The 19,254-nt window shown below is 42.5% G+C and carries 16 protein-coding genes and 1 other RNA gene; 14 read left to right on the top strand and 3 right to left on the bottom strand.

The window, feature by feature from the left end; all coding sequences use genetic code 11:
* Positions 1-216 precede the first annotated feature (216 nt).
* Positions 217-870: a DUF4124 domain-containing protein gene (locus JMY09_RS13580; RefSeq protein WP_201624398.1), complete on the top strand. Its 654-nt coding sequence runs from the start codon at positions 217-219 to the stop codon at positions 868-870.
* Positions 871-999: 129 nt separating this feature from the next.
* Here the strand turns inward: JMY09_RS13580 and JMY09_RS13575 are convergent, their stop codons facing one another.
* Positions 1,000-1,716 (bottom strand): SIMPL domain-containing protein, encoded by a 717-nt coding sequence (locus JMY09_RS13575; protein WP_201624396.1) that lies wholly within the window; start codon positions 1,714-1,716, stop codon positions 1,000-1,002.
* 291 nt (positions 1,717-2,007) lie between these two features.
* Between JMY09_RS13575 and ffs the strand changes: the two genes are divergently transcribed.
* The 11 genes from ffs (at position 2,008) to JMY09_RS13520 (ending at position 15,582) form a co-directional block, all read left to right on the top strand.
* Positions 2,008-2,104: signal recognition particle sRNA small type (gene ffs / locus JMY09_RS13570), an RNA gene on the top strand.
* 316 nt (positions 2,105-2,420) lie between these two features.
* Positions 2,421-3,293: a DNA polymerase III subunit psi gene (locus tag JMY09_RS13565; protein WP_201624394.1), complete on the top strand. Its 873-nt coding sequence runs from the start codon at positions 2,421-2,423 to the stop codon at positions 3,291-3,293.
* Positions 3,294-3,530: 237 nt separating this feature from the next.
* Positions 3,531-4,658: a 3-phosphoserine/phosphohydroxythreonine transaminase gene (gene serC / locus JMY09_RS13560; protein WP_201624392.1), complete on the top strand. Its 1,128-nt coding sequence runs from the start codon at positions 3,531-3,533 to the stop codon at positions 4,656-4,658.
* 377 nt (positions 4,659-5,035) lie between these two features.
* The gene (locus JMY09_RS13555) at positions 5,036-6,865 is read left to right on the top strand and encodes an extracellular solute-binding protein (protein WP_201624390.1); all 1,830 of its coding nucleotides are present in this window, start codon (positions 5,036-5,038) and stop codon (positions 6,863-6,865) included.
* A 207-nt stretch (positions 6,866-7,072) separates the two neighbouring features.
* Complete coding sequence (gene gloB / locus JMY09_RS13550; protein ID WP_201624388.1) at positions 7,073-7,852, top strand: hydroxyacylglutathione hydrolase; 780 nt, start codon at positions 7,073-7,075, stop codon at positions 7,850-7,852.
* An 84-nt stretch (positions 7,853-7,936) separates the two neighbouring features.
* The gene (gene yejB / locus JMY09_RS13545) at positions 7,937-9,007 is read left to right on the top strand and encodes a microcin C ABC transporter permease YejB (protein WP_201624386.1); all 1,071 of its coding nucleotides are present in this window, start codon (positions 7,937-7,939) and stop codon (positions 9,005-9,007) included.
* On the top strand, positions 9,007-10,095 hold the full coding sequence (locus JMY09_RS13540; protein WP_227677346.1) for an ABC transporter permease: 1,089 nt from the start codon (positions 9,007-9,009) through the stop codon (positions 10,093-10,095). The genes yejB and JMY09_RS13540 overlap by 1 nt, the downstream gene beginning before the upstream one ends.
* Position 10,096: 1 nt before the next feature.
* Entirely contained in the window at positions 10,097-11,740 is a 1,644-nt protein-coding gene (locus JMY09_RS13535; RefSeq protein ID WP_201624385.1) for an ABC transporter ATP-binding protein, read from the top strand.
* Positions 11,741-12,035: 295 nt separating this feature from the next.
* Positions 12,036-13,241, top strand: coding sequence for a peptide-methionine (R)-S-oxide reductase MsrB (msrB, locus tag JMY09_RS13530; protein ID WP_201624383.1), 1,206 nt, complete (start codon positions 12,036-12,038; stop codon positions 13,239-13,241).
* Positions 13,242-13,480: 239 nt separating this feature from the next.
* Positions 13,481-14,275 carry a YdcF family protein gene (locus JMY09_RS13525; RefSeq protein WP_201624381.1) on the top strand — a complete coding sequence of 265 codons (795 nt, stop codon included), beginning with the start codon at positions 13,481-13,483 and terminating at the stop codon, positions 14,273-14,275.
* 176 nt (positions 14,276-14,451) lie between these two features.
* Positions 14,452-15,582 carry an S-(hydroxymethyl)glutathione dehydrogenase/class III alcohol dehydrogenase gene (locus JMY09_RS13520; RefSeq protein ID WP_201624379.1) on the top strand — a complete coding sequence of 377 codons (1,131 nt, stop codon included), beginning with the start codon at positions 14,452-14,454 and terminating at the stop codon, positions 15,580-15,582.
* A 343-nt stretch (positions 15,583-15,925) separates the two neighbouring features.
* On the opposite strand, the gene folE is transcribed toward JMY09_RS13520, so the two are convergent.
* A complete protein-coding gene (gene folE, locus JMY09_RS13515; RefSeq protein WP_201624377.1) occupies positions 15,926-16,522 on the bottom strand; it encodes a GTP cyclohydrolase I FolE in 597 nt (198 codons plus the stop codon).
* A 316-nt stretch (positions 16,523-16,838) separates the two neighbouring features.
* Between folE and JMY09_RS13510 the strand changes: the two genes are divergently transcribed.
* Together JMY09_RS13510 and JMY09_RS13505 are read left to right on the top strand one after the other, a co-directional pair.
* Positions 16,839-17,648, top strand: a complete 810-nt coding sequence (locus JMY09_RS13510; protein WP_201624375.1) for an enoyl-ACP reductase FabI — start codon at positions 16,839-16,841, stop codon at positions 17,646-17,648.
* Positions 17,649-17,769: 121 nt separating this feature from the next.
* Entirely contained in the window at positions 17,770-18,468 is a 699-nt protein-coding gene (locus JMY09_RS13505) for a YoaK family protein (protein WP_201624373.1), read from the top strand.
* Between the two features lie 68 nt (positions 18,469-18,536).
* Here JMY09_RS13505 and JMY09_RS13500 read toward each other — a convergent pair whose 3' ends face one another.
* Positions 18,537-18,698, bottom strand: a complete 162-nt coding sequence (locus JMY09_RS13500; RefSeq protein ID WP_201624371.1) for a hypothetical protein — start codon at positions 18,696-18,698, stop codon at positions 18,537-18,539.
* Between the last annotated feature and the right edge of the window lie 556 nt (positions 18,699-19,254).

Raw genomic sequence — 19,254 nt, 5'->3', positions numbered from 1 at the left:
TGCCAGAAAATTATAAATTTTCTCTTGCGCTAGGATAAAGATTTCCCAAATCTTTATTTATTCCTAGCTCATAGTAGCGCAAGGAAGCTTTATTTAAAGTCAGCCTTAAAGGGGATTTTTTGGGATAAGTTAAAAAATTGCCTGCCAGAAAATTATAAATTTTCTCTTGTGCTAGGATAAAGGTTCGCATATAAGCCATAAATAGGTTAACTGACTATGACTGTAGCATCTAAAGTAAATTTTTTAATCAATAATCTTACTATAAGAGTGTGGGTAGGGCTACTCATTAGCAGTGCTAGCTTATACGCCTCCAGCGTAAATGCGGCAGCTATTTATAAAGTAGTTGACCACAAGACAGGACAAGTGACTTTTACTGATAATTTGCGCAGTTACCAGCAGCAAGCAAACCAGCAGATCAGCCAGACCAATATCACAACCGGCCCTGCTAGTGCGGCGGCTACTGACACTAGCCGTAGTGGCAAAGCTAGAATCAGGGCTCAGTCAGCTCCTAAGCTACAGGACTTACCAGTAGGAGCAGTACGAACTAACTATCAACTGACCATGATAGAACCCAGCGAAGAGCGTGCCTATCGGCGTCCTGCGCAGAGTATCTTGCTCAATTTACAGTTGCAACCTGCGTTACAAATAGGCGATAGCGTCAATATTTATTTAGACAACGATTTAGTTGCTCAGGGGTTAAAAGCGGCTATCGCTACAGTAGATATATTGCCTGGAGAGCATAAACTAAAAGCGGTGGTTAATAACAAACAAGGGCAAATCTTGCAGCAAGTTTCGCGCACGGTCTATGTGATTCAAAACAACGTAGCAATACCAGATAATAAAAAGGTAAATCTGATAGCTATTAACTAATAACTAACTAACTAATAAGGGCAGTCACTGAACTCAGCGACTGCCCTTATTTATAAAGTTGACAAAGAACACCTACTGTCAGTCTGCCATAGCTATTCATTAGCAAAATGAGCAATTGATAGTAACGGTCTACTTAGTTAACTCGATAGTACCGTTAGCCGTGACCGAAATCGTACTATTACCTGATTCAAAGTTTTGGCTTGGCACCGAGGCATCAGCAGACTCACTTCTCATATTCATACTTGCATACATAGGGCGTGGATAGTTATTACCACTGCTAAGATTTACAGTGACCACACGATAGCCCCGCGCATCCCAAGCTCGAGTTAGATTCTTAGCTTGTTGTTGAAAGGCGCGTGACGCTTCTGCCATCAGCTTTTGGTCGAGGGCATCTTTTTTGACATCTGAAACCCCAAAGTTCAAGTTATTCATCACTAAGGTTTGTTGCAGATCAGCAATCAGCTGGCTAGTAGCAGCAAAATCGGTACTCTTGATGTCTATATTAGCTTGTCCAGTCCAACCAATGATCTTGTCGTTCTTATCATAACGTGGGTAAGTGCTCTGCTGTCCAGTGCTCACTGTAACCGTAGGATAGCGTTTAGCAATAGCTAAAGCTTTATTGATCGACGTGTTAAGAGTAGTGGCTAAAGATTTGGCATCAGCAGCTTGTGCTTTTTTATATAAGCTGGCCCGTACTTCATCGTTAGCAATCTCTTCTTTGACTTCTGCCTGAAAGGTCAGCTGATCGTAACCCGTAGGCTCAGCGTGAGCAGTGCCCATCATAGCGGCAAATAGGCAAACGCTACTAGTAGCAATAGCCGCTTTATTAAATAGAGTAGATTTCATAATAGCTCCTCAAATATGGTTTATGAATAGTGTTTATAGCAAATTTTTATAATTTATAATCTTCTAAATTACTAATACATATAGCTTGATAATGCGTTATTAATATAACAAATATCTATCGCAAAAAAAGAAAAATTTATAGAGTGTGCTGTGAGGAAATTGTCAGTAAGTTACTGCTTTCTACGCTAAATTTTGATTTTTATAGCGATTATGCTGCTACTTTAAGTGCTGAGTTTTTACGCAGGGCTTGTAATATGCTAAAAACCTTGTATAATCTGCAGCTGGTGGCTCCATTGGTAGCCTCGCAACATTGTTCTATGAATCCCGCCAGGACCGGAAGGTAGCAACGGTAATAGATACTATGTGTGCCGAGGATGTGCTGATGGGGTCGCTTTTTTTTGTCTGCGATTTCTTGTTAGTGGTATTTATAGGTCAATTTTTTTAATTAGTATAAATACTTAGCCTAAATCAGTTATAACCGCAGTGCCTAGCAAACCAACTGTTACCCGTGTGATGACGCCCTTACTATGTAAAGGGTTTTTTTTGGTCAAGTTTTTATTTAATTCGCTTATGATTAGCTGAATTTATGGCTTAGTTAGCACTTAGTACCTTGCATAGCAGGCGCTTACAGGATACGATAATCAGGCAAAAATTTAGCCATCTCTTAACTCATTATAAATAGATAATTAGGATAATACAGAGCTATGAATGAGACCCAAGAGCCGCTAACATTGCAACAACGTCAAGCGCAACAGTCGATGCAGCGTAGAGTACAGCAGCGGCAGATTCTGGCGATGATGGGTATTAACCAGTGGATACAACCGAGTTCAGCCACTTTGAATATAGCTGATATAGACGCGGTTGCTGATAACGAGCCGCTACAACAGGTAGAGCCACTATCGGTCACTAGTCCTGCCTTCGAATCTACTAGCGCCCAAGATGCGCTTAGCTTAGCAGCGCCAGCGCAGCCTGTGCTCACTAGCGCTGATGATGTTCAAGATATCAGTGAGCGCATCATTGAAGATAGCAGTCAAAACATTGAGCCACTACCGTCCTATTATATAGATTCTTTAGACAATAGCCCTTTATCTGCGCCTGTAGACTCTAGGGCGACAGTCACAGGTTTAGTACAGCCACTGATAACTAAAGCGACTGCCGCTGTTGACCCTTCTAATAACGATTCTACTGATAACTATAAAAAAACCTTAGATAAAGTAGTGCCCTTTGATCTGCAAGGGGGACGCTATGGCAATTGGGTACTGCTGGTCGATATCCAGGCCCTTAGTAGCGATAGCCAGAAGCTATGGCAGAATGTCTGCCAAGCCCTATCACTAGAGTGTGAGACTACCTCTTTTCCGATTTGTGCTGGTATGGATACCGCTGAGCTTGCTAATGCTAGTCTTGCTGGTTATATCTTTAAGATAGGCCGTAGTGAAGATATCCAAGTAGTCGCTCTGACTGAGCTGCCTAAACTGTTGACGCATCCTAATATGGTCAGTGCGCCAAGCTTAGAGGCGATGCTCATTGATAGTACGCTTAAACGCCAACTGTGGCAGCAGATATCCAACCAAGCTTAGTGTTAGGGGCGTTAAGAGCGTTAAGAGCGTTAAGAACATTAAGAATGCTCAGAGCATAAATAACGGGCAGCTGTCATTGTCACGTACTAAGCTGAGATTAGTATATATTTAGATTAGATAATCGGCACTAGCACTCAAACCCTGTAACTTTAACTTTAACTTTAACTTTAACTTTAACTGTCACTGTCACTGTTCTCACTTTACCACCTAAAATCTACTATATTAAGGACTACCTATATGACTACTGATATAACTACTGATAACAAAGCTGCTGTTCATCGAGTCCCTAACTTTAGCGCTGGTCCTGCAACTTTACCTACTGAAGTATTGCAGCGGGCCCAAGATGAGTTGTTAGATTGGCAAGGTCGCGGCGTATCAGTGATGGAGGTGAGCCATCGCAGTAAAGAGTATTTGGCAATCACCGAAAAAGCCGAAGCCAAACTGCGCTCGCTGATGCAAATACCTGATAACTACAAAGTCTTATTTTTACAAGGTGGCGGTAGTCTACAGTTCTCTGCTATTCCTTTAAATTTACTGGATGGTAAACGTGCAGATTACTTAACTACCGGTACTTGGTCAGCCAAAGCGATCAAAGAAGCTCAGCGCTATGCCAAATTGGGTCTAGGTGAAGTCAACTTAGTAGCAACTGGTAAAGACCATAACTTCACTGATGTGCCTGCCCGCAGCACATGGAATACCACTAAAGACGCTGCTTATTTTCACTATTGTGCTAACGAAACTATCCATGGTTTGCAAATATTTGAGCCGCCACAAGTCGACGTACCTCTGATTGTCGATATGTCATCCTGTATCTTGTCGCAGCCGATTGACGTCTCTAAGTTTGGGATGATTTACGCTGGTGCACAAAAGAATATTGGCCCAGCAGGTCTAGTTATTATTATTATTCGTGAAGACTTATTAGGGCAAGCAAGCGAATGGTGTCCACTACTGCTTAACTATGAGCATCAAGTAGAAAAAGAATCAATGTCCAACACGCCAGCGACTTATTCTTGGTATCTAGCGGGTCTTGTATTTGATTGGTTGGAAGAGCAAGGTGGGGTTGAAGCTATCGGCAAAATCAATCAACAAAAAGCCGCATTGCTTTATGATGCTATAGACAATAGCGAGTTCTACCATAATGCAATAGCCCCTGAGTATCGCTCTATCATGAACGTGCCTTTTACTTTAGCTGATAGCACTCTTGATAAAGTATTCCTTGAGGAGTCAGAGCAGGCGGGACTGCTAAGCCTAAAAGGCCATCGTGAAGTTGGCGGTATGCGTGCTAGTATTTATAATGCAGTACCGTTGCAATGGGTACAGCAGCTAGTAGACTTTATGAAAGCCTTTGAAAAAAAGTATGGTTAATAGCTAAGGCTATTGAGACCAATGAAAGACGTAGTTGCTAGCGACTGCGTCTTTTTTTTGCAATAGTACTTAGTATAAAAGACTTACTATAAAACAATTGCTATCAAAGCATTAACCCTAAAAATGTGACACTAAAAGCTTGGTACAGTGTGGCAATAATATGAGCATAGTGAGGGCAATCATAAACCCTGTATTACCGAATACTGTCTGCTGAACGGATCGCTTGCTAAGCTCATCTTCGTAAAGCATTAGGTTAAAAAAGCGAAGTTTGTTATGATAAATTTTTGTAATTCAAATATTTTTAGTGAGCAGCTAAAGTAACTCGCTATATAAATTTGCTTTCATACTGCTGGTGATAATAAGTTACGACACTAACCATGATAAAAAATATTCTGCTAAAAACAGTGCTATTAAGTGTGGCTATCGGCTGGATACCGGCCAGTATAGCTAAGCCTATTACTATTACGGCGCTTGGGCATAATAGTACTGCTAAATATGTAGATGTCCCTTATATGCCCTATGCTAATCCTAAAGCGCCAACTGGTGGTACGCTATCGCTTGATGCGCGTGGTACTTTTAATGCCGCTAATAAGTGGATGACCACTGGGGTGGCGATGATAGGTACTGACTATCTTTACGATACCTTAATGACAGGCTCGTTAAACGAAGCCTTTACTATGTATCCGCAGCTAGCCAATAAAGTCACTTATGACCCTGATGATACCAGCTGGATTATTTATCATGTCGATCCAAGTGCGCGCTTTTGGGATGGCACGCCAGTGACTAGCGCTGATGTAAAGGCGACTTATGAGGCGCTACTGACCAAAGGCCCGATGTTTATTCGCAGCTATTTAGGCGATATCAAAAAGGTTGAAATTGTCGATAAGCAGCGAGTGAAGTTCACTTTTGTCTCCAGTGATAATAAGGAAATCCTGTTAACGGTTGGCCAGTTTCCAGTATTTGCTAAGTCCTCCATTGATGCTGATTTTGAAAAAATTAGTCTCACGCCTTTAATGGGTAGTGGCCCTTATAAGTTAGGTCGAGTAGAAGCAGGGCGTTCGGTTAGTTATGTGCGGGATCCTGACTATTGGGGTCGGGACTTGATGGTCAATCGTGGTCGCTATAACTTTGATAAGATTAAGTTTGTTTATTATCAAAGTGACGAGATTGCCTTTGAAGGCTTTAAATCAGGTCAATATCGTTTTCGTCCGGAGAATAAAGCCTCTAACTGGGCTACCGGTTATAATTTCCCAGCAGTAACCGCTGGCATGATCGATAAAGAAGCCATCAGCAGTCAAAATCCAGTACCGATGCAAGGTCTGATTATGAATATGCGTCGGCCTCTTTTTCAAGATATCCGTGTGCGTCAGGCTTTGAGTGCTGCTTACGATTTTGAATGGATGAATAAAACTCTATTTCATGATCAATATGAGCGCTTGCAAAGCTTCTTTCATGGCTCGGAGCTAGCCGCTTTAGGTACGCCATCAAAGGCGGAGATGAAAATAATCAGCCCATTGTTGCCTGAGCTTGAGCCTATACAGCGGCAGGGCGTATTGGAGGCGTGGCAACTACCTACTACTGATGGTGCTGGCTTTAATCGCCAAGGACTATTAAAGGCGCGGCAGTTATTATTGGCCGCTGGGTTCTATTATGATGATATGAAACTGTATCAGCCTGATGGTAAGCCTGCACAGATTGAAATCTTAATGACTGGCGATACCTTAAGCCGAGTATTATTACCTTATATCCGTAATATTGAGCGTTTAGGGTTCGAGGCCAAGCTGCGCCAAGTGGATGGGCCACAATATTATGAGCGCATGCGTAGTTATGATTATGATATGACTGTAGATGTGTTTGCCCAAAGCTTATCGCCCGGTGCCGAGCAAGCTAGCTATTGGGGTAGCGCCGCTGCTAAGCAACTAGGGAATAACAATACTATAGGCGTCAACAATAAAGCGATAGATCAAGTGACCCAAGCGCTTGCAGATGCCAAAAGCCGTGATGAGATTATTGTATATACTCATGTGCTCGATCGTCTACTTCGTGCCGGTTATTATCTAGTGCCGTTATATGGTAAGTCAGGCACTAATGTGGCTTATTGGAACCAATACCGTCATGCCACGCTACCGACTAATGCTGTGGGCATAGATTACTGGTGGGTAGACAAAGCTGCCGAGGCAAAAGTAGACAAGTATTTAGGGCGTTAAACTAGTCTAAGATATAAAAGGTATTTAAAAACTTAAAGCTATCTATGACCTTGAAGCTATTTATGATATTTAAGTTATTAGCTAGGATAAGTCGCTATTTATAATTTTAAATGAACATCAATCAAGCTCAGTTGACCAAACCCGTTCAGCTTACAGCTATGGTTGCGGATAAAAACTAAAGACAGTTGCTAATAACAAGGATTTACTATGACTATTGAAATTCATCCCATTAAAGCTTTTAATGACAATTATATTTGGACATTAATCAATAAGAACAATAAACAAGCTATCGTGATTGATCCTGGTCAATCGGCTCCGGTAGCCGCCTATATGGAACAGCAGGGACTTGAGCTGACTTCAATTTGGACCACTCATCATCATTTTGATCATACTGGCGGCGTGATGGAGCTGCAAGAGCACTTTCCAATGACCCATATCGTGGCGCACAGTGAGCATGGGGTCGAGGAAGATCAAACTATCAAAGATGGTAGCACCGTAAGTGCTTGGGGCTGCTCAGCACAAGTTTGGGATATCTCAGGACACACTAACAGCCATATTGCTTATATCTTAGACATTGATAATCAAAAGCATTGTTTCTGTGGTGATACTCTATTTAGTGGCGGCTGTGGTCGAGTATTCACTGGCACTATCGAGCAGCTGTACCAGAGCTTTAAGCGCATCGATGAGTTGCCGGCTGAAACTTTATTGTACCCAGCGCATGAATACACTGCCAATAACTTACGTTTTGCCTTAACTATTGAGCCGGAAAATGTAGCCATACAGCAAGCGCTAGCACAAGCTGAACAGCAAACGGCGCAAGGTGTACCGACTTTGCCCGTCACTTTGGAGCATGAGCGGGCCATCAATGTGTTCTTGCGAGTAACAGAAGCTAGCGTAATAGCAGGGGTGCAAGCGCAAATGACTATTGCTGATGAAGAGCCATTAACAGTATTCGCCGCGCTACGTGAGCTGAAAAATAATTTTTAGTTCTATGTTATGTAAGGTTATATGTAGAATTATTGAGTAGTCTGCTATCTCTCTCCTCTATTTGCCGGTCAGGAAGTTGCCATTATGGGTCGTTATATCTTAAAGAGACTACTGCTTATATTGCCGACGCTGTTTTTGATATTATTGGCAAACTTTGTCATCGTGCAAGCCGCTCCTGGTGGCCCAGTGGAGCAGCAACTGGCTCTTATTGAGCAAGGAGCCAAAGATAATGCGCTTAATGGCAGTGTAGGTGCGGGTAGCTCTGGTGCTAATAGTAGTACTTATCAAGGAACACGTGGTCTATCAGAGGAGATGATCGCTGCTATTAATGCCCAGTATGGCTTTGATAAGTCAGCGCCAGAACGCTTTTGGTTAATGCTGAAGAATTATGCTCGCTTAGACTTTGGCGAGTCATTCTTTAAGGGTCAATCAGTGACTGAGCTGATTATAGAGAAGCTACCCGTGTCAATCTCGCTTGGGCTGTGGAGTACGCTGCTGATCTATCTGATAGCTATTCCGTTAGGGGTCTACAAGGCCATGCATCATGGCTCGTCTATTGATAAAGTGACGGCGATGCTATTGGCGATCGGTCATGCGATACCTGTGTTTGTGTTTGCGGTTATTTTACTAGTGTTTTTTGCTGGTGGTAGCTACTGGAATATCTTTCCGCTACAAGGGCTGACTTCAGAGAATTTTGATCAACTATCAGCGCTCGGCAAAATAAAAGATTATTTTTGGCATTTAGCTTTGCCGTTGCTGGCTAGTACGGTTGGCGGCTTTGCAGGCCTTACTTATTTGACGAAATTTAGCTTTTTAGAAGAGCTGGGCAAGCAGTATGTATTGACAGCTCGTGCCAAAGGTTTAGCAGAGCGCCAAGTGTTATATGGCCACGTATTTCGTAATGCTATGTTGATTATCATTGCTGGTATTCCAGCGGCTATCGTCGGTATTTTCTTTGCTGGCAATTTTCTCATTGAGATTATCTTTAAGCTAGATGGGCTAGGGCTGCTAGGCTTTGAGGCTATCCAACAGCGTGATTATCCAGTGATCTTTGGTACTTTATTCATCTTTACTTTATTAGGTCTATTATTGCAGCTGATTAGTGATCTAAGTTATCACTTGATAGATCCACGTATTGATTTTGAGGGGCGCTAATGTCTACTGCGCAAATACCACCTACTAGTAGCGATACTATAGGCAAGCAAGAGCCTAAATCAAAAAAGCCACGCCTAAACCCAATCTGGCAAGCTCGTCTCAAACGCTTCGGTAATAATCGCTTAGGTGTTATATCGTTAGTGGTTTTTAGCTTGATATTTATTATTTGTATGGCCGCTAATGTGATTGCTAACGATAAGCCTTTATTAGTGCAGTATGACAATAGTTATTACTTCCCAGTAGCTAAGGCTTACCCTGAGACTACCTTTGGCGGCATTTTTGAAACTGAGACTAGTTATAAAGACCCAGCGGTACAAGCGTTAATCAATGCTAAAGGCTATTATGTGATGCCGATTATCGCCTTCGCTGACCAAACGCCCAATGTCGAGCTAGCTATCCCTTATCCAGCCGCGCCCAATAGCCAGAACTGGTTAGGCACTGATGATCAAGGTCGTGATGTGCTGGCACGGATACTTTATGGTATGCGGGTGTCCTTACTATTCGGTTTAGCTCTGACTTTAGTAGGAGCACTGATTGGGATTATCGTAGGGGCTATTCAAGGCTATTATGGCGGTTGGGTGGATTTGGCAGGCCAGCGCTTTATGGAAGTGTGGGGCGGTATGCCGCAGCTATTTATGATTATTATTTTGGTCAGCTTATTTAGTCCTAGTATCAGTGTATTATTTGCGTTAATGCTGCTATTCGGTTGGATGGGACTAGTTGGCTTAGTGCGTGCTGAGTTTTTACGCGCACGTAATTTTGATTATGTGCGGGCGGCGCGTAACTTAGGAGTCGCCGATAGCCAAATCATGTGGCGACATATCTTACCTAATGCACTGGCATCGAGCTTATCGCAACTGCCCTTTATTTTAACCGCTAATATCATTGCCCTGACCGCTTTAGACTTTTTAGGATATGGTTTGCCGCCAGGTTCACCCTCGCTAGGAGAGCTGATGGTACAAGGTAAAAACAACTTAGATGCTCCTTGGCTGGCGTTATCAGGATTCTTCAGTTTGACCTTTATTTTATCGTTGCTAATATTTATTGGCGAAGCGCTACGTGACGCGTTTGATCCGAGGCGCTCTTAATATGATGATAAACAATAAAACAGCGCCGGTGTTGACAGTGAGTGAGCTGAGTATCGTCACTAATACCGGTGTGACCTTAGTAGATAAGCTGGGTTATCAGCTGCAGCAAGGCCAAACGCTGGCTATCGTTGGGGAGTCAGGATCGGGCAAGTCTATTGCTAGCTTAGCGTTATTAGGGCTATTACCTAAGAGTCTAAACGTGACTGGTGATGTAGAGCTGGCAAGTTCAGCAGAGCAGTCGACTATGCTTGCCTTGCCGATAGCTAACCATGATTCACAAGATAAGGTATTGCGCTCAGTCCGTGGTCAGCGTATCGGCATGATATTTCAAGAGCCGATGACCGCCCTTAATCCACTGCATACGGTTGCCAAGCAAATCGCTGAGTCGCTGCGCTTGAGGGGCGTAGCCAAAAAACAATGGCGGATGCAGACTATTAAGCTGCTAAACGACGTCAATATTACTGACCCTGAAGATAAGCTAAATCGCTATCCGCATGAGCTTTCCGGCGGTCAGCGTCAGCGAGTGATGATAGCGATGGCGTTAGCGCAGCAGCCGGATATCTTGATTGCTGATGAACCAACAACTGCCCTTGATGTGACCCTGCAACATGAGATTTTGGCGCTGCTCAATGACTTAAAGCGTGAGCATAATATGGCGATGATACTTATTAGCCATGATCTTAATCTGGTTAGGCGCTATAGCGATGAAGTTATCGTAATGCGTCAAGGGCAGACTATTGAGCACGGAACGACGGCAGCGGTTTTTGCCAATCCAAAGGCCGACTATACTCGTACTTTGATGCGCCAAGACTTTGGTCAAGCATTAGATATCCAGCAAAGTGGCTCAGATAAGCCGGCTATAGTGCTACAAGTTAAGCAGTTACAAGTACAATTCCCAGTGCAAAAAAACTTGTTTGGCACGACCAAGCGCTGGTTTGATGCAGTAACAGACATAGACATGAGCTTAGCGTCAGGACAAGCATTAGGCATTATTGGAGAGTCGGGTTCGGGCAAGACTACTATTGCATTGGCTCTAAGTCAGCTGCTCAGCAATCAAGCTAAAGTCAGCGGTCAGATTATAGTTAATGGTCAAGATATGTCCTTATTGTCTAATAGCGAGCTACGCAAATTTCGCGCCCAAATTCAGATGGTATTTCAAGATCCATTTGCTAGTATCAATCCTCGTATGACAGTGATGCAAATCATTGAAGAAGGGTTACTAGTGCAAGGTGTTGCGAAGGCAGCTCGAATACAAGCGGTTATAGACAGCTTAGAGACAGTACACTTACCTAGCGAGTTTGTGCATCGTTACCCTCATGAGTTATCCGGCGGTCAACGGCAACGAGTGGCGCTAGCTCGAGCATTAGTGATGCAGCCACGGTTAATGATTCTAGATGAGCCCACTTCTGCGCTTGATAGCACTACTCAAGTAACCGTCGTTAATCTACTACGCGAAATTCAACAGCAGCGGCAAATCAGCTATGTATTTATTAGCCACGACCTAAAAGTAGTGCGAGCTTTATGTCAGCATATTATGGTGCTAAAAGACGGTATGTGCGTTGAGTCAGGAGCCACTGAAGCAGTGTTTAAGCATCCGCAGCATCCTTATGCCCAGTGCTTGTTACAAGCTGGCGTCAATAGTTAAAACAAATAACCTAATTAGAAAATTTTTGTTCTATGCGATGAGATGATTTACTCCATGAGATAAGATAACTTAATATAACTTAAGATAAATAACTACTAATGTGCATGGTTATAAAATATCCATGGTGATTATTAGTTAATTATTCTTCAAAGTCAGATAGCATTAGTAATGTATTCTAAAGGTAACTGTGAGCTTTAAAACCGCCGAAATACTGTAAACATATAACATAATAGGAATATTTCAGTGATACCTAAGGGTTACAATGCAAACATAAAATCATTATTAGGATTTTCTGATGACATTCAAATCACAAGCCAAAATACTTGGCATCGCTTTAGTAGCCACTAGTGCTCTATATGCCGGTTGTACTGCAGCTGACAATAGCGCTACGGTAAAAAACCCTAGTGCGGCTAATCCTTATGCGCCTACTGATCCAAATCTGGCAGTGGCAACAGTAGCTGGCGGTTGCTTTTGGTGTGTGGAAGCCGGTTATGAAAAGATACCTGGGGTAGTAGAGGTGGTCTCAGGTTATACAGGTGGTAAGTCTGCAAATCCGACTTATACTACCGTGTCAGCCGGAGGCACTGGCCACACTGAAGCGGCGCAGATATATTATGATCCAAAGCAAATTAGCTATGATGGTTTACTACAAGCGCTTTGGCGTATTGCAGATCCTACCGATAGTGAAGGTCAGTTCGTAGATCGTGGTACTCAATATCGTCCCGCTATTTTTTATAATAATAAGCAAGAGCAGCAACAAGCAGAAGCGGCTAAGAAAGCATTAGAGGCCTCTGGAGTCTATAAAAAACCAGTAGTGATTGAAGTGGTTCCTGTCGGCGAATTTTATCCCGCTGAAGAGTATCATCAAGATTATTATAAAAAGAACCCGCTACGCTATAAGGCCTACACTTTTAACTCTGGTCGTTATCAGTTTATCGAAAGCGTATATGGCAAAGATTACGAATTAGATTTTGCCCAGTTTAAACCAGCCGCTGATAGCAGTGCGGCGCAGACAACAGCGAGCACTAAAGCTGACGTAGGCTTTAATGCAGATGCTTTTGTAAAACCAAGCCAAGATGAGCTAAAAAAGTCACTTAGCAGTATGCAATATAAAGTCACGCAAAAGGACGGTACTGAACGTGCTTTTGATAATGAATATTGGGATAACAAACAGCCCGGTTTGTATGTCGATGTGGTATCAGGTGAGCCGTTATATTCCTCACGTGATCAATTCGACTCTGGTACTGGCTGGCCAAGCTTTATCCGACCGCTAAATGCTGAAATGGTTGTTGAAAAATCAGACTTAGGTATTTTTGGTAATCGTACTGAAATACGTAGCCGTTATGCTGATTCGCATGTGGGCCATGTATTTGATGACGGTCCAGCACCTACTGGCAAACGCTATTGCATGAACTCAGCAGCAATGCGTTTTGTGCCGTTGGCAGAAATGCAAGCAGCAGGTTATGGCAACTGGATTGACGATGTAAAAGCAGTCGGTTAAAGTTAATAGGCTAATTTCATAATTAGTCTTCTAATAACTGAACGTCCAATAAGCGATCATTGAATACATCGAATACATCGAGTAACAGTATGCTAGTCAAAAATCGTTCCCCATTTTCTATTTATTGAGGTGGTGAGCGATTTTTTGCTGTTAAAAGCCGGTTGATAGCCGTATTTACTCAATCAAAACTATCTGCCCTTTAATACACTCTAAAATAACAAACTCTAACAAGCTGATTTATGTCAAAAGTATTGCTCACTGTATCACGGATCATGGTAGGCGCTATCGGCTTAGTGCTGATTGTAGATTGTGTATTATTAATCGCTGCTGGCAAGATTAATTTTGGTACCTTAGTGCCGCTAGGGTTAGGCGTTGTGTTGGTCATCCATAGCGTATACTGGCGATCCATCTACAACTATATGACAAAAACCCGTTGGCTTAAATATGGCTGGTATAGTCTATGGGTCTTATTGCTGATTTGGCTAATTAGCTTTGCGCTATTCATTGAGTCCTTGCAGCAGCAAATCAAACGCAGTGCACAGCCTCTACCACCAGTTGCGGCGATTATTGTATTAGGCTCAGGTACAGTAGCAGGTAAGCCTACGCCTACTTTAGCTAAACGTTTAGATACGGCAGTTACTATCATCGATGCTCAACCATCGGCCATTATAGTGACTAGTGGGGGTATTGGTTATGGGCGGCAACGTAGTGAAGCAGATATTATGGCCAGCTATTTGCATACAGAGCATAGCCTACCCTTTGAGAGAATTTTGCAAGAAGGCACTAGTACTAGCACTCAAGAGAACTTAGCGAACAGCAAGATTATTTTAGCGGCTCAAGAGGTGGATCTAGCGGAGCCTATTGCTATTGTTACTAGTGATTTTCATATTATTCGAGCAGCGGCTATAGCCCGTCATCAAGGTTATGAGCAGCCCATAACTGTAGCTAGTCCAACGCCGTTATCGATTCGCTATAACGCCTGGTTTCGAGAGTATTTTGCTTTTATTAGTGGCTGGCTTTTAGGTGAGTATTAACCCTAGTTTTATCGTGCTACCTAACACTAAACAATGCTAAACCGACAATACTTTTATTGAGTGTCAAATCATATACAATGATCGCACTCATCTAAAATTCTAATGCATTAAATCGATGCATCGACAATTCAGTGCATCAATAAAAAATGATGCAGCAATTAATAAGAGAGAGGATTATGTCAGATAAATTTATTAAGTCAAAAGCGGCTATTGCTTGGGGCCCTAACCAGCCATTATCCATCGAAGAAGTGGATGTCATGTTGCCACGTAAAGGTGAAGTATTAGTAAAGATTCTTGCCAGTGGTGTTTGTCATACTGATGCTTATACGCTATCTGGTGAAGATCCAGAAGGCGTGTTCCCAGCGATCTTAGGACACGAAGGCGGTGGTATTGTTGAGCAAATCGGTGAAGGGGTGACTAGCGTACAAGTCGGCGATCATGTGATTCCTTTATATACCGCAGAGTGTGGGGTGTGCAAAATGTGTACTTCAGGCAAAACCAACCTTTGCTCAGCAGTGCGCGAAACTCAAGGCAAAGGCTTAATGCCAGATGGCACTACTAGATTCTATAAAGATGGTCAGCCTATTTATCACTATATGGGTTGCTCAACCTTTTCTGAATATACAGTATTGCCAGAGATTTCTTTAGCCAAAGTTAATAAAGAGGCTGAATTAGAAAAAGTCTGCTTGCTCGGTTGCGGGGTAACTACCGGTATGGGCGCCGTAATGAATACTGCCAAAGTTGAAGAAGGCTCTACGGTAGCTATTTTTGGTCTTGGTGGTATTGGTCTAGCGGCGGTTATCGGTGCAAAAATGGCCAAAGCCAGTCGTATTATTGGCGTTGATATTAACGCAGATAAATTTGAATTGGCCAAAAAGCTAGGCGCAACGGATTGTATCAACTCTAAAGACTACGACAAACCGATTCAAGAGGTCATCGTTGAGATGACGGATGGCGGTGTTGATTACTCGTTTGAGTGTATTGGCAATGTCGATGTTATGCGTTCAGCGCTTGAATGCTGCCATAAAGGTTGGGGCGAGTCAGTTATCATTGGGGTGGCTGGCGCTGGCAAAGAGATCTCTACTCGTCCATTCCAGCTAGTGACAGGTCGAGTCTGGCGTGGTTCAGCATTTGGCGGTGTTAAAGGCCGTTCAGAATTGCCAGGCTATGTTGAGCGTTATTTAGATGGCGAGATTCCATTGAATGACTTTATTACTCATACAATGCCACTAGAAGATATCAATAAAGCCTTTGAGCTGATGCATAATGGTGAAAGTATTCGCAGCGTTATTCACTTTGATGCCTAATGCTCAATGCTCGATGCTCAATGCTGAATGCTTAAAGATTAAAGCTCAAAAATCAGCTACTTTCGCTAGTGGTTATTGCTACGGTTTTTAGCAAAGCTTTTTATAATCGCTCTTCATAATACTGATGCCATCTCACAATGAGGTGGTATTTTTTATGCTAAAAGGTAAGGCTCAAATGTTGAACCGTATGTTCTGACTCAAATCGGTTTTACCTAAGCTGGTTTTAGCTCAGTTAGTCTGACTCGGAATAATCGACTCAATAGCTATTAAACAAAGAAAAATTAAGCAAAAAAAGGAAGCCTAAGCTTCCTTTTTTATCGCAATACAGTCACTATGTAGGGGTCTAAAATGCAGCTTGACGCTTGGGCAATGCGCCCAAAAACTCATTGCGAGCTTGATTGTCATGAACATATTCACCTAACATGGCTGTGCTACGAGTGGTCGAATGCTGTTTGCTGACCCCACGCATCATCATACACATATGCGAGGCATCCATAACCACAGCAACGCCGCGACAACCAGTGACATCCATAATAGCTTGTGCTACTTGCTCACTTAAATTCTCTTGTACTTGCAAGCGTTGAGCAAACATATCGACAATACGGGCAAACTTAGATAACCCTAGTACTTGTCCATTAGGCAAATAACCTATATGGGCAACACCATGAAAAGGCAACATGTGATGCTCGCACAGTGAATAAAATTCAATATTCTGTACTAACACTAGCTCACGATTGGTCGACGGGAATATAGCGTCATTGACCACTTTATCTAAGTTCTGATGATAGCCTTGGGTTAAATGGGCAAAAGCTGTTGCTGCGCGTTTAGGGGTATCTTCAAGACCAGGACGCTCTAAATCTTCGCCTGTCGAAACAATAAGCTGACGATAAGATTCAATACTTTCATGGTAGTTTGAAGTTGCAATTGGGGTATTACTCATAAGGTTGTCAGCCGTCCAAAATGTGGGTATAACTTAATGCTAAATCCTATAGTGCTAACAACTGTCAGCAAGGGCTTTAAAACTGTGCAAGCTTGGAAGGATTGTGATTATACGTGAAAATAGATTAACTTCATACCGCTATAGGTAAGTCTTCCGGGTTATGGGCTGAGGATAACCAATAATGGCAATAATCACTATCAGTTTACGTCTGTTTACTTAATATGATTCGTGTATAATGAGCGAATAATCGATTGACCATTTATACTGTTGAACCACAATACTTCTAACTACTTTTATTGGTTAACAAGGACCTATTATGCTACTTCAAGGACAACGTTTTGTCGTCACTGGTATCGCCAGTAAGCTATCTATTGCTTGGGCTATCGCTGAAGCGCTGCATCGTGAGGGTGCTTCTTTAATTTTGACTTATCCAAATGATAAGATCAAAAAGCGGGTAGACATGGCAGCGGAACATTTTGAAGCGGACTTAGTGCTAGAGTGTGATGTCGCTTCGGATGAGTCTATAGCGGCTTGCTTTGAACAAGTGGCCGCTCATTGGAGCGATGGCATCGATGGGGTAGTACATGCCATTGGCTTTGCACCGATGGATCAGCTCGACGGTGATTTCGTTAATGCCACCACTCGCGAAGGTAGTCATATCGCTCATGATATCTCAAGCTATAGCTTCGTAGCACTAGCAAAAGCCGCACGTGAACTGTTAGCTATGCGTCATGGTTCTATGCTGACTCTAACTTATGAAGGTAGTATTTCGGTATTACCAAACTACAATGTCATGGGTATGGCAAAAGCCAGCTTAGAGGCTAGTGTTCGCTATCTTGCTACCTCAATGGGCGGCGAAGGTATTCGCGTTAATGCTATCTCAGCTGGTCCTATCCGTACCTTGGCGGCGAGCGGTATCAAATCCTTCCGTAAGATGCTCGATATCAGTGAAAAAATTGCCCCATTACAGCGTAATGTTAGCCAGATGGAAGTAGGTAATGCCGCCTTGTTCTTGTTATCGCCATGGGCTTCTGGTATTACTGGTGAGATTATGTTTGTTGATGCGGGCTTTAATACAGTAGCTATCAGTGAGCAGCTAATGATGTTAGGTGAAGCAGAGAAGTAATTTGACAGTTGTTTTAGCGGTTAATTTATAGCAGTTAAGATAAGTACTAGTGAGGCAGCCTTTGGGCTGTCTTTTTTGGTTATACTATGGCAATTTTGCCGTAATAAGCTAGGTAGTGGCTATGATAACCAGACTTCCAAGATGGATCCTATGGGGCGGAGCAGTATTAGCATTTAATGCCGGCTGCCTTAATACTGCAGCACTTATGGGTTTTACTAATCTCTCAGTCTCGCATGTCACTGGTAACGTAAGCTTATTTTCAGCTGCTGTCGCTCACTTTGATTTGCGCAGTATCTTATATATTGGTGCCTCGCTATTATCGTTTTTGGCCGGTGCTGTACTGAGTGGCTTTGTCATCGGGCAAACCTCCTTAAAGCTAGGCCGACGTTACGGGACTGCGCTCTATATGGAAGCTGCGCTGTTACTAAGTAGCTATTTTTTATATCAGCAGCATGATTATTTTGGGCAACTGGCAGCCGCTATGGCTTGCGGGTTACAAAACGCTATGGTAGCCACTTACAGCGGCGCGGTTATTCGTACTACTCATCTGACAGGTCTAACCTCAGATATGGGAGCAACTATCGGCAATTGGTTAGCTGGCCGAACTATTAGTAAGCCGACTCTGGGCTTTCAGGCTATTATCTGGTATTGCTTTTGTGGTGGCGGAGTAGTCGGTGCATTTTTGTATGCCAGAGTAGGCTATGGTGCGCTATTTGTGCCAATTACTATAGTATTAGTGGCGGCCTTTATTTATAACTACGCTTCTGAGCATCTACCAGAGAAGCGTCAACCTAGACAAAAAAAGCGCTCATCATTTTGATAAGCGCTGGTTAATTAGTAGTGAACAACATGGCTATTTATTCATAGCCTCAGTACTGTTTAGCAGTACTATTCATCCTCATCTTCTTCATGATCTTCATGCTCATGCATAGCCTTCATCATACCTAGTGCTGAGTCATCAGTACGTTGTTGATCTTCTTTGGCCAAGCCGTCCTGATTAATATCTGTTGGTGCCATTTTCGTCGTTGGATCGATCTTATCGCGTGACATAAAGTACTCCTTATAAACGGTTCTTATTGATATTTATTTTAATAAATTAACAATTCAGCTATTTAGTATGTTTCAAACCTTTATGCTTGTATAGGATGCAACTGCATTTATTTGATAATGATATGTAACGACATTATTATCATCATCTATTATCACCCTCCACTATAGCCATCTATCATAATACTGATTTTTTACAACAGTAAGAAATCTTTGCTCAAAGCACAGTGGCGACGCAAACCTGCCAAATAGCGACAAAGGGCTCCTTAGCAAAGCTACTACATTTTTATCATTAGGCTACTATTAAAGCTAATAAAAAAATTTGCTGATCAGAAGATGGTTATTATTTTTAACAGTAGCCTAGTTATTATTGTAAATAATAGTTCAGGAAAGTCATATTATTGAGGGTGTTTTTCATAACTATTTTTTAATATAGTCTAATCCAAATAAAACCGATACAATCCTATTAACAATCATATTTAATGAAATAAACGATGACTTATTCAGTAGACTATCGCAAACAGGTACTTTCTAACATCGCTGATGGCATGACCATTCG

The organism is Psychrobacter urativorans, assembly GCF_904846695.1.
In the GTDB taxonomy this organism is placed as follows: domain Bacteria; phylum Pseudomonadota; class Gammaproteobacteria; order Pseudomonadales; family Moraxellaceae; genus Psychrobacter; species Psychrobacter urativorans.
This window is presented reverse-complemented; position numbering and strand designations above follow the sequence as displayed.